Source organism: Pseudomonas savastanoi (assembly GCF_020917325.1).
Lineage (GTDB): Bacteria > Pseudomonadota > Gammaproteobacteria > Pseudomonadales > Pseudomonadaceae > Aquipseudomonas > Aquipseudomonas amygdali.
Map to the genome: position 1 here is coordinate 4,053,621 of NZ_CP076652.1, position 15,238 is coordinate 4,068,858.

At 56.6% G+C, this 15,238-nt stretch carries 12 protein-coding genes and 1 pseudogene; 6 read left to right on the plus strand and 7 right to left on the minus strand.

The genetic code is table 11. From position 1 onward, the window contains the following. The 6 genes and pseudogenes from KP808_RS17085 to KP808_RS17110 all read left to right on the plus strand — a co-directional run bounded on the left by KP808_RS17085 (position 1) and on the right by KP808_RS17110 (position 7,072). Complete coding sequence (locus KP808_RS17085) at positions 1-687, plus strand: SDR family NAD(P)-dependent oxidoreductase (protein ID WP_058408790.1); 687 nt, start codon at positions 1-3, stop codon at positions 685-687. Between the two features lie 39 nt (positions 688-726). Further along, positions 727-1,497: a DeoR/GlpR family DNA-binding transcription regulator gene (locus tag KP808_RS17090; RefSeq protein WP_230016542.1), complete on the plus strand. Its 771-nt coding sequence runs from the start codon at positions 727-729 to the stop codon at positions 1,495-1,497. A gap of 293 nt (positions 1,498-1,790) precedes the next feature. Then, positions 1,791-5,168 carry a toxin VasX gene (locus KP808_RS17095; RefSeq protein WP_230016543.1) on the plus strand — a complete coding sequence of 1,126 codons (3,378 nt, stop codon included), beginning with the start codon at positions 1,791-1,793 and terminating at the stop codon, positions 5,166-5,168. A 52-nt stretch (positions 5,169-5,220) separates the two neighbouring features. After that, positions 5,221-5,925 carry a permease gene (locus tag KP808_RS17100; protein ID WP_122281806.1) on the plus strand — a complete coding sequence of 235 codons (705 nt, stop codon included), beginning with the start codon at positions 5,221-5,223 and terminating at the stop codon, positions 5,923-5,925. A gap of 1 nt (position 5,926) precedes the next feature. After that, positions 5,927-6,383, plus strand: a pseudogene (locus KP808_RS17105) (hypothetical protein); the annotation flags it as partial. Next, positions 6,380-7,072 (plus strand): permease, encoded by a 693-nt coding sequence (locus tag KP808_RS17110; RefSeq protein ID WP_230016544.1) that lies wholly within the window; start codon positions 6,380-6,382, stop codon positions 7,070-7,072. The pseudogene KP808_RS17105 and the gene KP808_RS17110, both read left to right, overlap by 4 nt. Before the next feature lie 46 nt (positions 7,073-7,118). Here the strand turns inward: KP808_RS17110 and KP808_RS17115 are convergent, their stop codons facing one another. The 7 genes from KP808_RS17115 to KP808_RS17145 all read right to left on the minus strand — a co-directional run bounded on the left by KP808_RS17115 (position 7,119) and on the right by KP808_RS17145 (position 15,123). After that, positions 7,119-9,356 (minus strand): ATP-binding protein, encoded by a 2,238-nt coding sequence (locus tag KP808_RS17115; protein ID WP_122258035.1) that lies wholly within the window; start codon positions 9,354-9,356, stop codon positions 7,119-7,121. Then, a complete protein-coding gene (locus KP808_RS17120; protein WP_230016545.1) occupies positions 9,353-9,967 on the minus strand; it encodes a biliverdin-producing heme oxygenase in 615 nt (204 codons plus the stop codon). Before KP808_RS17120 ends, KP808_RS17115 begins: the two co-directional genes overlap by 4 nt. A gap of 349 nt (positions 9,968-10,316) precedes the next feature. Then, the gene (locus tag KP808_RS17125; RefSeq protein WP_230016546.1) at positions 10,317-12,350 is read right to left on the minus strand and encodes an LTA synthase family protein; all 2,034 of its coding nucleotides are present in this window, start codon (positions 12,348-12,350) and stop codon (positions 10,317-10,319) included. Between the two features lie 10 nt (positions 12,351-12,360). Further along, positions 12,361-12,981, minus strand: coding sequence for a hypothetical protein (locus tag KP808_RS17130; protein WP_230016547.1), 621 nt, complete (start codon positions 12,979-12,981; stop codon positions 12,361-12,363). Continuing rightward, positions 12,978-14,276 (minus strand): sialidase family protein, encoded by a 1,299-nt coding sequence (locus KP808_RS17135; RefSeq protein WP_230016548.1) that lies wholly within the window; start codon positions 14,274-14,276, stop codon positions 12,978-12,980. The genes KP808_RS17130 and KP808_RS17135 overlap by 4 nt, the downstream gene beginning before the upstream one ends. A 38-nt stretch (positions 14,277-14,314) precedes the next feature. After that, positions 14,315-14,860, minus strand: coding sequence for a cytochrome b/b6 domain-containing protein (locus KP808_RS17140; RefSeq protein WP_230016549.1), 546 nt, complete (start codon positions 14,858-14,860; stop codon positions 14,315-14,317). Next, positions 14,860-15,123, minus strand: a complete 264-nt coding sequence (locus KP808_RS17145; protein ID WP_002554361.1) for a PepSY domain-containing protein — start codon at positions 15,121-15,123, stop codon at positions 14,860-14,862. Before KP808_RS17145 ends, KP808_RS17140 begins: the two co-directional genes overlap by 1 nt. Positions 15,124-15,238: the final 115 nt, after the last annotated feature.

The following is a 15,238-nucleotide window of genomic DNA, read 5'->3' on the forward strand; positions in this document are numbered from 1 at the left end:
ATGCCCGAACCGATTCAGTCCGTACTCGTCACCGGTGCCAGCTCCGGCATCGGCAAAGCCATTGTCACGCGCCTGCTGGAACAGGGCCTGCGGGTCACCGGTCTGAGCCGTCGTGCGCCGGACCTGCAACACCCGAACTTCACCTGGCGCGAGTGCGACCTCAATGACTTCGCCGCGCTGGACAAGGCGCTGCAACAGACACCGCACATCGATGCGCTGATCCATGCGGCAGGCTTCATGCGCACCGCGCCGCTGGGCGAGCTGAACGACGCCGATGGCCAGGCCATGTGGCATCTGCATGTCGCTGCTGCCAGTCACATGGTCAACGCGCTGTACCCACGGCTGCGCGCCGGTTCGCGAATTCTGATGATCGGCAGCCGGACCATGCAGGGTGCCGCCGGACGCAGTCAGTACGCTGCCACCAAAGCGGCGCTGCAAGGCATGGTTCGTTCCTGGGCCATCGAACTGGCACCACGCGGCATCACCGTCAACCTGATCGCCCCTGGTGCCACCGAAACGCCCATGTTGCTGGCCCCCGGACGCAGTGGCACGCCACCGCGAAAGCCGCCCATCGGCCGCTTTGTGCAACCGGATGAAATCGCCGGTCTGGCGGCCTTTCTGCTTGGCCCCGACGCGGGTGCAATTACCGGGCAAAGCCTGGTGGTGTGCGGCGGTGCGTCGTTGTAAGGTTGCATCCCGTTTCCAGGCTTTAACGCAAGGGCTGTAATGAAAGTCGCCAACCGTCGTCAAGCGATACTCGAACTGGTTCTTTCCGGCAAATCCAATGTGGACGAGCTGTGCGCCCAACTGGGCGTCTCGGAAGCCACCGTACGCCGCGACCTCACAGCCCTGGCCGAAGATGGCTTGATCCTGCGCACCTATGGCGGCGCGGCGCATGTCGGCCAGCGCGAACCGGAAACCTCGCTGGAAGAGCGCAGCCGCCAGCACAGCCAGGAAAAAATGGACATCGCCCGTGCCGCGCTGGCGCATATCAACGATCACGACACGCTGTTTCTTGAAGGTGGCACCAGTACCAGCGCACTGGCGCACATTCTCAACCAGCGACGCGGGCTGCATGTAATCACCAACAACCTGTTGGCCCTCAGCGATCTGGCGCTGATACCCGAAGGCCGTATTACCGTGCTGGGCGGCACACTGCGGGCATCGAGCATGTCGACTTATGGTGTGGCGGCGCAGGCAGCGCTGGAACACCTGAGCGCCGACAAACTGTTCATCAGTGCCGACGGCGTGGTGGCCGAACTGGGCCTGTGCGAGGCCAGCGCCGAGCAGGCGTACCTCAAGGAAAACATGCTGGCGCGTGCCGCACAGGTCTTCGTACTGGCCGACGTCACCAAGCTGGGCCGCGCGCGTCAGCAGCACTGGACACCGTTACGCCAGCCCTGGACGTTGATCACCAACCCGGTGGATGACGAGTCACTGCTCGCCCCATTCAGGGCTCGCAAGAGCATTCAGGTGGAAATTGCCCTGCCCGGCTGACTTCACGCTCATGGCATAAAACCGTGATGTGCAAATTCTTGCGCATCACATGACCGCTGAAACTGGTCACGCCCCATATACAAAGCCCTCCAGCACCTAAACGAGCTTGCGCATACATGCGCAAAAGCCTGCGCAATATTTCGCATTTTTTGCCTGATTATTGAGCTTTTTTTAAGTTCTTAAACGCTATCCATCTGTTTTTAATAGAAAAAAATATTATCGGCACACATCTTGGAATGTACTTCTGCATACAGCAGGCGAAATTGCCCGCTTCTGCGCAGAGAATTTCCCGCATGACCGATAAACACGGCACACACCAGCAACGACGCGCCGCACTGTTCCCCAAGACTCCGGCGACGGCCATCAGCCTTTGCCCGTTCAGAGGACCGAACGTCGCCATCGTGCCGGTGCGCTACGCGCTGGATAGATCCCGCTACGACGCCGCGCCCGAGAAGCTGAAACCATTGCCGAAACAGGGCAACTGGACGCTGATGCCGATACTGAAAACACGCAGCTACACTTTGCGCCAGCTGTACGACGGCTACGTCTATGTGTTCGACGAAACGGCCGGGACGCTGCATGAATATGTCGCCTCAGCAAACAACGGCCATCTGAGCCGCATCGTCTGGACGGACGCGCAGATCGGCAGTGACCAGCGAAGCGGTGCCAGTGATGGCAAGCCCTTTCTGCTCTACCCGAGACGTAGCACACTGCACATCGCCTTTTCCCCGCAGCAATGGACGTGGCGAATTTGCGAGCACATGCGTTCCAGCGCCCCAAGCCGCGCGCTGTGGATGAAAGCGCTGGATCTGGCCAGCTACTGCATCACCATGGCCGAGCCGGACACTCTGCCGTTGAACCGTATCGCCGAGGCGGTGGCGGACATCGACAAGGGCCATGTCACTGACGACGGCCGTTTCGCTGACTCGGCAATCCCCACTGCTCGCCCGCTGGCGGAAGATGCAGAAACCAATCCGTTATGGACACCGCTGGGTGCTGACGTTTTCTGGCAAGGCAGCGTCGATGATCAGGACAGTTCCCTGCTCATCGCCCTTGATGACCCGCTGGCCGTTTTCAACGATCTGGGCATGCAACTGGCCGCTGATCAGGCGGCTTTTCGCGACTGGCAAGCCAGGCACGAACACAAAATCCAGATCGCCCAGACTGTCTCCGGACTGTGTGGTGCCGAGAGCGACCCGCAAAAACTGCCAGCGTCGGTGCGCGGCAATGCGGCACTCACGCACCAGTACCTGAGCGAGGTCGAAGCGTACTTCGAGCAATGCATTCTTGAAGAAGCACAGATCAGCAGCAGCAACGTTCCCGGAGATTTTCTGCTGCTGCCGGACATGTTCAAGAGCCTGGACATGCGCAAATCGATCGAAGCGCGTTACGGCAGCGTCCCTTCCGAACGGGCTGCGCAGGCCTGGAAAGATCGCCACAAATGGCGACGCGAGGTCGATCTGAGCGGCGCGCGTCAGTATCTTCAACAGCATCTGCCGAGCGGAGACGCACTGCTGCAACAGGTGCGTGACACACAAAGTGATTTTCAGCTCTGGGCGACACATATCGGCACAGACCCGCTCAAGCTGTTTATCGATACCACCCGCCCAACACAACTGCTGTACCTGCAAACGATCATGCTCAACCTGCAGATCATTTACGCCCAGGACAGCGCAGCCACCACCTGGCTGGCCGAGCAGGAAGCAAACGCCAGCACGCTGTTTGGTACCTTGCGCTACGGCTTCTCACCCGCCCTCAAACAAGCACTGCATCAGGAGGCCGACGCGCTGCTGAACGGCCTTGGCGACGTCACCAACCTGGCGACACGTATTGGCGAACTCAATGGCGCCCTCAATCACCAGGGCTTTGCCGACAAGCCGTGGATGAAGGCGCTGAAGCAACCCGTTCAGGGCACCTTCAAAGCCCTCGGCGAACTGGCCGGCGGCGCAGGTAAAACGACGCTTGAGAGCATCCTGCTGGCCTGGGTGCCCATCGACAGCCGCATGGCCCTTGGCAAACAGCAGAACATCGTCGCGTTGCTTCGCACGCTGTTGATCGGTCAGATGTTGCTTGGTTCGAAGGCGCGTATTGCAGTCGATCAACAGGTATTCACCAAGCTCAAACAGTGGATACGCGAGTGGCAGGTCCTCAACAAACAGATCAGCGATACCCGTCGCAGCTGGCTTTATCCAACCGCTTACAACACCCGCAAAAGCAACGCCAGCCACCTTCGCGTCCTTGAGGAAAAACTTCGTCTGCATGAATTGAGCATCCCCGCCCTGCTCGACTATCAGAACAACCAATACGCAAAGCAGTTGCAGGACGAGATTCGCCTGCACTTCCAGTCCGGCAAAACCATGGCGAAAGACTGGCTGACCACCGCCAAGCGCTGGATCGATGGGCTGGGAGGAATTGCCGGGGCAATCACTTGGGGCGTGATAATGCTCAACTTCATCAATACCGCGCTCACTTACCGGGACCTTACTCGGGATGGAGACTTCAGTGCCAAAGATATTGGCAAGGTTACCTATGGGCTGGGGTATAGCTTCAACCTGTTGATGGCGGTGTTTGTTGAAGCGCCGTGGGCGGTTATCAGTACGGCGAAGCCCGTGGTTATTGGTACGTACACAGTGGGTATTCTTGATCAATCGGCGGCTTATTGGAAAGCACGGGGTAATGCGGTTTGGGGGGATGCGATATTTGGGTTCAGGGTTTCGATGGTGGCGATGGGTGGGTTTGGGATTGTAGCGGCTACGCTGGAGGCATTAGAAGTCTATGAGGACCTAAGAAAAACCAATGAAGTAATAACCACAAAAGTAAAATTTAGTGCGATAGTCCTCATGGGGATAGGCAGTGCCTTTCAGTTACTTACAGGAATTTTTCCTTCAACCGCATACGCCTTAATTGCAATGAGCCCATGGTTCAGCGTAGCGATTCTACTGGCTGGCGCAGTTTACCTATTCGCCACTATGGCATTAAATTATTTTAAACAGGACAGCATAGGTTGGTGGTTACGAAGATGCTGTTGGTCAAGGTCGATTGAATACCGATACCCAGCGAACGCAGAAGGTCAACATGAAGAAAAACTTGCGCTACTTACAATACAGCTAAGCCCTCAGATCCACGTAAAAAGTACCACACGTGACGAAACCAGATATTTCGGTAGAGACAGTCCTCATAGCGTTCCGGTGCAATACGGTGCAGGTGTGCAAATACTTCTGCCAAATGCGGTACGCGGACAATCGGTGCATTTCAATATCATCAGCAGCAAACGCCCGCTGGGCGTTCTTCCGGTAGAAAAAATAGATAACCCCATACACTGGTCTTTTCTCGACAGAGGTCAGTTCAAGAATACAGACTATTTTGGAAAGCTCTCCAATCAACCTGTCCGCAATGCGTGCGAGGACTTTACCTATCCGCTAATGCCTCCTGAGGATGAGGCTGTCGTATGGGAGACATGGGTGCCCCTTGATAAAGAAGCAACGTATCTTGAGCTACAAATATGGTACTCCAGCAGCCTCATAAAGTCAGGCAAAGAGGATACCGGATATCTGTTTCAGCTTGAACTAACTAGTGAGGGAAAGACCACATTTGACGGCCTGATCAGTACCGAACTTGAAATAAAGACAACTAGCCGAATTGGCACCTTGACACTCGAAATAGCAGAGTAAAAATCATGAAAAAAAGAACTGCCATACCTGCTCCCCAAAAGAGCTTGAAAGCATGACTGACGCGTTACAGATTAATAGTAAACCCAAAAACTATCTGAGTGGCGAGGACGTCTTGAATTGGTCAATAGCAACTATGGCAAGATCGCCTAAGGAAATACTTTTGACTGAGCTGATTACAACAACCATCTGTGCATGCCCATCACTATTTTTTGTATGGATTGGCCGGGATATATACTTAGACAGTCCTTCCGAGGCACTGTTTTTAGTCTATACATCCGCAGGAGCGGCTCTCTACCTGATTGCATTGATCATCCGCCAAAAAACCATCTATAACTACACCCTGAAAACCGACGGCGCCACAGTTGAGTACTACCTCCACTATCCCGACTTCGCCTCCGCACTTTTCAAAGGCATCGCTATTTTCGTCATCCTGGCATTCGTCCTCGTCGCCCTAATCACTGGGTCATTGCTGTTCTTGGTCGGTCCGGTGGCAATGGCTTTTGTCGCAGCCATCAAACTGCTGAACTGGGAAAATCCCGTCCACCATCGACAAACCGCCCCGTGGCATTTGCACGAATTTGTCACGGTTGATCACAAACGTCTGATGGTCATTATCCATTGCGAGGATATAACCAGCGGATTCGCCGCGCGTTTTCCCAGCAAGGCGCTTATGGACAAGTATCTCGCGTTCCTGCGCAAGGCACTTCCAGCGAACGCTCAATATATCGAAAAAGCCACTAACTGGCATCAGGGTTGATGCCACTCTGCGCGGGCAATCTGTGCATTTCAACGTCATCAGCAGCAAACGATCGTGGTGAGCTGCCGGTAGAAAAAATCGATCGTCAAGTACATGAAGACTTTCTGGGAAGGGGACAATTCAGGAAGGCCGAACAGTTCGGGACGCTTACCAACAAGCCAGCGGACAAGGCGAGTGAAGACTTCACCTATCCTCTCATGCCGCACGAAGGCGAAGGCCTCATCTGGGAAACCTGGGTACCGCTCGACAAAGATGCAACCTATCTTGAGCTGCAAATCTGGTATCCCAGCAATCTGATACATCCTGGCGAGGAGGATCGAGGCTATCTGTTTCAGATAGAGCTGGGCACAAGAGGCGATACTGATAGTGACGGTTTGACTGCAGTAGAACTTGAAGTAAAGGCATTAAGCAGGACTGGCACGCTCACCCTTGAAGTTGCGGAGAGCAGGCCGCTATGAACCCACAAGAGAAAACCTCTACCTTGCCGCAAGGTAGCGGTGTTATGGATTGGAAAATCAAAACACTTGCGAGCTCGCCTAGAGACACAATGGTCATACAATCTATATTTATCGCATTTTACCTAGCTGCGAGCTCATTTTATATTTGGGGAGGCTGGAGACCGTTTTTAGAAACACCCCATTTACTAGTGGGCACTGTATTAGCGCTCGCTGGCATTCTTGCCTATTTCGTAGGCCTGCTCATCCGCCAAAAAACCATCTACAACTACAGCCTAAAAACCGACGGAGCAACCGTCGAGTATTACCTCCACTACCCCGACTTCGCCTCATCGTTTTTCAAAGGCATCGCTCTTTTCGTCATCCTGGCTTTCGTCCTGGTCGCCCTAATCACCGGATCATTGCTGTTTCTGGTCGGTCCGGTAGCAATGGCGTTTATCACAGCCATCAAACTGCTGAACTGGGAAAACCCCGTCCACCATCGACAAACCGCCCCGTGGCATTTGCACGAATTTGTCACGGTTGATCACAAACGTCTGATGGTCATTATCCATTGCGAGGATATAACCAGCGGATTCGCCGCGCGTTTTCCCAGCAAGGTGCTTATGGACAAGTATCTCGCGTTCCTGCGCAAGGCACTTCCAGCGAACGCTCAATACATCGAAAAAGCCACTGACTGGCATCAGGGTTGATGCAACTCAGGCTTGAGTCATTTGCGCCTCAAGCCTGAGAAAGCAATCAATGCGCAATCGGCACAGTAAAGCGGAACTCGCTGCCCTCGCCGACCTGGCTTTGCGCTCCCAGTTCTCCGCCGTGGGCCTTGATGATGCCTTGGGAGATGTACAAGCCCAGCCCGGTGCCGGTCGGATTGCCTTCCTTGACGGTCCAGTAGCGTTCGAAGATGTGCGGCAGTTGCTCGGGTGGAATGCCCTCGCCGGAATCACGCACGGTGAACACGATTTCAGTGCCGTTGGACATCGCCGCCACGCCGATCTTGCCCAGTTTCGGGGTGAACTTGATGGCGTTGCCGATCAGGTTGGACAGCACCTGGAACAGGCGCTCCGGATCGGCCTGGACCTTGAGGTCTGGCTCGGCATTGAAGGAAATTTCGATGGATTTGTCCATCGCCAGCGGGGCCAGCAAGGTGTAGGCCTCTTCGAAAATCTGGCTGACTTCAAGTGGCTGCGGCGTGATGGTGTAGCGGCCTGCTTCGATTTTCGACGTGTCGAGCAGGTCTTCGAGCAACACATTCATGCGGCTGGCTGCTTGCTGCATGGTGTCGATTGCCGTGGAAATACGCCGCGAGGTGTGCGGACCATCGGAGCTGAACGACTTCTGCATCATTCCGCAGAGCATGGAAATGACCGTCATCGGGTTGCGCAGGTCATGGGAAACGACCGCTACCAGTTCGTCACGGGCACGAACCGCCTGCTGCTCCCTGCGCACCTGACGGGCAAGGTCGTTTTCCAGCGCGGAGCGGCGCAGGTCGTTAGCCGCGAACACGTCGCCATGGCTCCACTTTGGCGCAATCCCGGTCATTTCGACCTTCCAGATTTCAAACGATGTGCGCGGCCGAAGGCGCATACCGCCTTCCGAGCTTTCCATGTTCAGCGGTTTGTTCGGATCACCGCTCCACTGGACGCTTTCCTTGACCTCGGAACGAAACCAGATCACGCCGTTATCTACAGGCTTGGGCAGGCTCATGGCCAATATGCCACTGGCGACTGGCTGGTAAGCCTCGGCGGGCGCGTAGACGCTGGAGAGATGATGACTGGCATACACCGGCTCGCCGCCTGCAATCATCCAGGTGTGCAGTGCACGTATATCCGAAACCTCCGGGCAGATACCGTAACAATGCGTCTGCCGGTCTTCGATGATCGCGACACCGGTCGCACCGACCAGATCCATCAGCAATTGCGGCTGCTGTGCCAGGCCGTCAAAGACGTTTTCTTCGGAATCGGCCATGGCTTGATGCAGTTGCTCAAGTGTTCTGACTTTCGCCTCGCGCTGACGGCTTATTTCCAGCGCTTCCATCGCGCTGATCTGCAGCGACAACACCTGACCGATCGCCTGGCAGGCACTGCGCAGTTCGTGGGACACGTACAACGGGGTACGGTGCCCGCAACTGATCAGCCCCCACAACTTGCCGCCCTGAATCAGCGAAACACTCATGGACGAAAGCACGCCCATGTTTTTCATGTACTGGCAGTGGATCGGCGAAACACTGCGCAGCGTCGAAAAACTCAGGTCGAGTTGCTGCTGAGTGTCGGGGCGCAATTGAGGCACCAATGGCACCGGGGTGTAATCGGCATCAGGAATAATGCGCAGCCAGTTGCGGCGGTACAGTTCGCGCGCCTGCTCGGGAATGTCCGAGGCCGGAAAGAAAAGACCGTTGAACAGTTCCATGCTGGGTGCAGACGCTTCAGCGATCACCTGACCATGGCCTTCTTCTTCAAAACGATAGATCAGTACCCGGTCGTAACCGGTCATCCGCTGGATCTCGCGAACACTGACTTCATACAGTGTTTGCAGATCACTCGCCGCGTGTAACTGACGCAACATACGCCCCATGTTGCCAGTGCGCTCGGTATAACTGACCGCTTGCGCTTCCTTGTCCTGAATTTCGAGTTCCAGAACCAGTACATCCTGATTGCGGTGCATCAAGGCTTCGAACTCGATGCCATTGACCGTCATCAACAAGCGTTGCGCATCAACGAACGAATCATGAGCGCTGGCGCTTCGGATCACCTCGGCCCAACCGGCACCCAGAACATGCTCGAGGCCTTTACCGAGAACCTGCTCGGGTGCATGGCCCAGCACACTCTGCACGTTCGCACTGACCTGCAGGATCGTCAGGTTTGGCTCTTCCAGAGTGAACAACAGCCCGTGAGGCTGAATGGCTCCGGGAAACTGAATAGGCTCATCCGCACAATTGGCCAGGAGGACTTCAAAAGCGTCCTTGTCGAGTTGGCTCATAGCAGTACCTCTTGACCATCGAGCCATTGCTCGAAGCATGCAAATGTGGACTGTGCCGCAAACGCTGCGGCGTCAGTAAAAACAACTTCTCGCGGCACTGCATCGAGATGGTTCAGAAACGCCTTCCAGCGAGGTCCGGTATCGGCACCGTAAACATCGAGAAAGGCCGCTCCACTCTGCTCATCCAGACCCAGGCGCCTGTTTATTTCGCGCCGTAACACCTGCCCGCCCAACGTTGCACCTTCAAGCACGTACATAACTCCCAGGCAAGAACCGGGCGAATCCACTGCCGGCAACTGCTCGCAGCGAGGCAGTTGCTTGATGTCGTCATCAGACAGACCCAGAGCTCGCAGATCCTCGACCAGCACAGCGGTCTTGACCCGATCTTGCGGGGTAAGCTCCGCAGGCATCAATGCGCTGTCGTGCAATACAGCTTCAAGCGGTGCATAAAAACCGTAATAAGCCTTAAGCAAACGAAGGTAAAGAGCATGATCCAGCGCAGATGAAAAAAACGGCATGCGTTTTTCAAGCTTAACGTGCAACTGACTCGTTTCAGCACGCAGTGCAGCCAGCAATTTCGGCGGGGTAACACATGAAAAACTTGCCGGCATCCAGGAAGGCTCTTGAGTGTGCAATAGACAGAAAACGCATCCGAGCGAAAACAGGCCGCCAAAATACAGATTCGAAGCAAAAACCGACAGTTTTTTCCGGTATTAGCGATGAAATACCACAACCCACCAGAAAAACAGCCAGCGTCTCGGGCGGCTGTTTGCACCGCCCGAAGAACTGCTCTTGACTGGTGACGATAGTCGAAAACCGCGCCATGCACGTGTTTCATACGTGCATGGTTCACATTGGCAAGCACTTTAACATCATCAACCACCGATGCCATCATTACGCAAGCATACGGCCTTGACCATAGGCTTGCGCAATATCCTGCGGCTGGCGCGGTTCGGGTGATCAGCGCACGTTCTGATACAGCATCATTCGCGAGGTTTCATGCAGGCCGCGAGTGAGGTCACGCAGCCGCTCGAACTCTTGCGGGTTCTGCTTGGCGACGTTATCCAGCGGCGTGGGGGAAGACAGATCGTGAAGCGTTGGCGAGCTGCCATCGTGCTCCATCTGCAGCAGGTAGTTGCGGGTGACACCGCCGATCAGCGGGAACGTGCCTTCACGCAGTACCAATGGCACCACACGTTCGCCTTCGGGAGCGGGCTGCTGAATGTCACGGCCCATCGTGCCGCTGGTGAAAGGCATACCGGCCATTCCCGCCACTGTCGGCAGTAGATCCGCAAGGCCGACCGCGTCATCGACTACCCGGGTGCCCAGCAGGCCGGGCGCATGAATCAACAGCGGAACGTTATTGCTCTCCAGTCCCAGTTGCTCGAACGCCGGAGCCATGTGCGGGATCTGGCTGATGCGTGTGTTGTGATCGCCAAACAGCACAAAAATGGTGTTTTCGTAATACCCGCCCGCCTTGGCCAGTTCCATCAACCGACCGATATTGAAGTCCAGCAGACGCACCGCGTTGTACTGCTCCACACTGCGCGAACCGGCGGCCTGGACCTGCTCCAGTGTCTTGTCGCTGACCTGAAAACCGTCGTTGTCTTTCGGAATGGTGAATGGCCGGTGATTGCCAGCGGTCTGCACGTAGGCAAAGAACGGCTTGTCAGCTGGCAACGCGCGCAGGATCCGGTCGCTCTCCTTGAACAGATCCAGGTCGGAAATCCCCCACACATCCACCTGCGGCGACTTCCAGTCGCGCTCGTCGTACAGGCGAACGTCATCGATACTGCGGCGGATCAATGCGTTCATGTTGGCCCAGCCGGAATTGCCACCAATCATGTACAGCTTCTCGTAGCCCTTGAAGTCATTGATGATGGTGTTTTGACGGGTCAGCAGCGGATGACGCGTGGCCGTTTCCTGGCGGGTGACATCGGGCACCCCGGTGATGCTCGCCCAGACCGTTTTTGCGGTGCCGGTCACCGGCACATAAAAGTGCTTGAAGAACCAGCTTTGGGTCGCCAGATGATCCAGATTCGGCGTCGGGTTCAGCGGGTTGCCGTAGGCACCGACGGCACTGGTGCCCAGTGACTCAAGCATGACGAACATGACATTCGGCGGCCGCTCGCTGCGCACCCGGTAAGGCTGCACAGGCTGGTGACGTTTGAAATTCAAGGCCTGTGCATCTGGCTGCTGGACACCCAGATAGCGTGCGACCGACTCATAGTGCTCACGCACCTGGGCTTCATCGAAGTGCGACTGGGAGACCTTGAGCGTGTCGTACAGAAACAGCGCCGGGTTGAGCCCCAGTGCCGCGACCTGGCTGTTGCCGGAGAAGAAGGCATCGCTCCAGCGCAGCGGTACGGGATTTTCCAGATTGAGATTCTCGACCCGGCCCAGCAAACCGAGAAAGGTCGCACAGACCACCAGTGCCGAACCCCAGACCACGGACCAGCGATTGAGCGGCCGGGCCTGGCGGTCCAGAGTGACACGTTCAAGCCTGAGCAGCGCCCAGCCGAGCGCTGCAACGGTCAGCAACCAGCCGGCAGTGATCCACAGCACCGGATAGGTCTGCCAGAGCATGTCCCGGGAAATCTGCGCATCCTCCAGATAGCGCATCACGCTGGCGTTGAGCCTGACCCCGAGATAGGCGTAATGACCAAAGTCGACGATATGAATCATCGTCAGAACAGCCAGCGCGACAATCAAATAGACTCGCGCCAGCCAGCGCAAGACCGGCTTGCTGACCAGGTTCCAGCGCGGCAACCAGAGCAGCACCGCGACCGGCATGAGTATCAGCAGCGCCAGACGCAGGTCGAAACGCACACCGATACCCAGCGTCTGCGCGACCTCGCCATGGGTAAACAGGGCACCCGGCTCGATGCCTGAAAACCCGAAGAAAAACACCCCCCTCAGTAACGCCGACAGCAGGAATACCAACATGACCGCGCCCAGCCAATAATGCAGGCGTCGCGATTGCAACCAACTCATCGTCATTCCTCTAGACATTGCCGGCAGACAGAGTGGCCGAACGGCGCGACTCCGTTGCCCGGCGATAAACAAAACGGATGGCCAGGCTCAGCAAAGCCCCGCAACAGTACAGGGCGAGAAGCGGGTCAATCAGGTAATCCCAATAATTTTCCGACGGCTTGATACGAAATGTGAATGCCATCGTCGCAGCAGCCAGCATTACCACGGCCAGCGCATTACGCATAAAGACCAGCCCCAGCGCGATAACGGCGACAATAATGATCATCGGTCGCGGATTGTAACCCCAGCGGTAGGGGTCGAAGTAAGTCAGACCCAGCGTGGCCGGATACAACGTCAGCGCCAGCGCGGCGAACACCAGCAACATCACCCATCGCCGGGAAACTGCCATCGGTCTGAGCACACCCAATCGCTGCAGGGTCAGCCAGCCCAGCACCACCAGGCTGCTGATTGCCAGATCGTCGGTCAGGCTGCGAGCGTACGACGCCATCGACAAACCGTCGAATGAAATAACGCTCAACAGCGAGGTGGCTGCCAGCAGGCCACAGCGCCACCATAACGATGCGGTCAGCGGAGCCAACAGTACAAACAGGGTCCAGGCAAACGCCAGATGAGCCAATCCCAAAGCGATCATAAAAGTTGCTCCGCCAGCCAGGCCTCGTTGAAGCTGACATGTTTGATGAAGGTGTTATTCCAGGAGTAGACCAGGTGATAAAGGCCGTCCGGGCTGCGGATGAAGTACGGGTATTCGTATTCAAAATCACACCCCTGCGCGGAACAGACACGCTGGTCCAGATTGCTCAGAAACTCGGCTTCCATCGGCTGGCGACGTGCGCCGCTGGAAGCGCGAAAGCCTTCGCCGATTGCAGCTTTATAGGCTTCCAGGGCGAATGGTGTACCCAGCGGATCGGGTGACTTGTCCAGATCCGGCAGCGGCCGCCAGACCTTCATCTGCTCGTCGGTGCTGTACAGGCTGAGCTTGAAGCGACCTTCGCGCAGATCATTCAACGCCACCAGCAAGCCCTTGCCGGGTACGCCGACGGCGGCCAACGACGAGTTGGGGTTATTGGGGGTCAGCGGTTGCGGCTCGCTCCAGGTCTGACCGCCGTCTTCGGTTCGGCTGGCCAGCACCCGGTGAAACGTCTCGCCGGCATAACGCAGCAAGGCTACGGCGCGTTGGCCGTCCAACGGTACGACAGTGGGCTGCAGGGAATTTTTACCGCGGCTGATGCGAAACTTGTCGATGACTTCGCCATCTGCGCTCAGGTACAGGTATTCGGCAAACTTACCGAGAAACTCGTGATAGACCGGCAGGCCGATCGAGCCGTCGGCATGAAACACCGGCGCGCCACGTACCAGCGTGCTGATGTTCAAAAACGGCGATGTCACCAACTGCCACGGCGGCGACCAACTGGCACCCATATCGCTGGACACCATTGCATTGACGGTACTGCCCGCCCAGCCGCCGACCGAGACTGACACGTAGAACAGCCACAGGCGCTTGTCCGGAGCCAGCGCGATAACCGGGTTACCCAGTTTGCGGATGTACTTGCCGGTACCTGACTGAGTGGACGCGCGGGTCGCCAGCACCTGCTCGTCGCCCCACTCACCATTGGACGCATCGAACCGCGAGGTACGTATTTCAACGTCTCCCGCCCCTTCGCGAGAACCGGCGAACCACACCGACATGAGGTCGCCGCCAGGCAATGCCGTCACGGCTGACGAATGCACGAAATCGTCCAGATCAGAAGATGCGAAACGCGAAATGTAGGATGCCGTGGGCGCCACACTTTCAGCGTCGACCGGCGCTGCGCTCACGGCAAAGGCAGATATCCGGTGCTGTGGATGGCTTAGCCATGCACTGAGAAAAATCACTACAACAATCAGGCCTGCGCTCCATGCAGTCAGGTTTCGGGAAATAACACGCATCAGGAGGCATCACTGTGATGAAGGGCAAGGAGGTGGTTTCAGCGATGGCGATCTTCAGGTAACGGACGTCGTTTGCCTGTCAGCATCGACAAGGGCAGGTTGTCACGCACTTGAAAGCTTTCGAAGATGGCCGCGGCCATGTGCAGCACTACCAGGGCACACAATGTATTGGCGAGAAGTTCATGAGCCTGCAAAGGCCAGTCGGCACCCCACAAGGCATCGACTTCCTCCATCAGAAAACCGGTCAGGCCCATGCCGAAGATCAGCGCCATCATGAGTACCATGACCAGCGCACCCAGCGGAGAATGACCGAGCCTGTGTACCGGCTGCCGGTTGATCAGCGACCGGACATGCGCACGCAGGCGCGCCGGGCTTGGCCAGAAATCGCTCCAGCGCGCGCTGGTTGGTCCGATGAATCCCCACACCACTCGCACCGCCACCCAGGCAACCGCGTAATAGCCCAGCCAGACGTGCCAGTCGTCACCCGCCTCATTGAAGAAGTAATTGGCAACGAAAACACCCGCGATCGAGATATGAAACAGTCTGACCAGCGGGTCCCACAGGCGCAGGGAAACCCGGTTCATTACTTGATCTCGGTCTTGACCGCTTTACCGGTGACCGGATCGTGATAGATCTCGACCTTGCGCTTGTCCTTGTCGAAGCCGTAAATCTCGTAGCAGTTGCCGTCAGTCACTTTGAACTTGCTGATCTCGTAACCCTGAGCCTTGAGCTGCTCCTGGAATTTGGCCTGATCCTGCCATTGGGACTTTTCAGCGGTGGTGCATTGCGGACCGGCAAGGGCCAGCGGGCTGGCCAGCAACAGGGAAACCAGCAGGACTTTACGCATGACAGATACTCACAGGCAGTTAAGGAGCCCCTACTGTGCGAAACCAGTCTTAGGAAAAGCTTAATACGCAACAGCTCGTAACATCTTCCCGGACACACGGCACTTCGCGACGCTG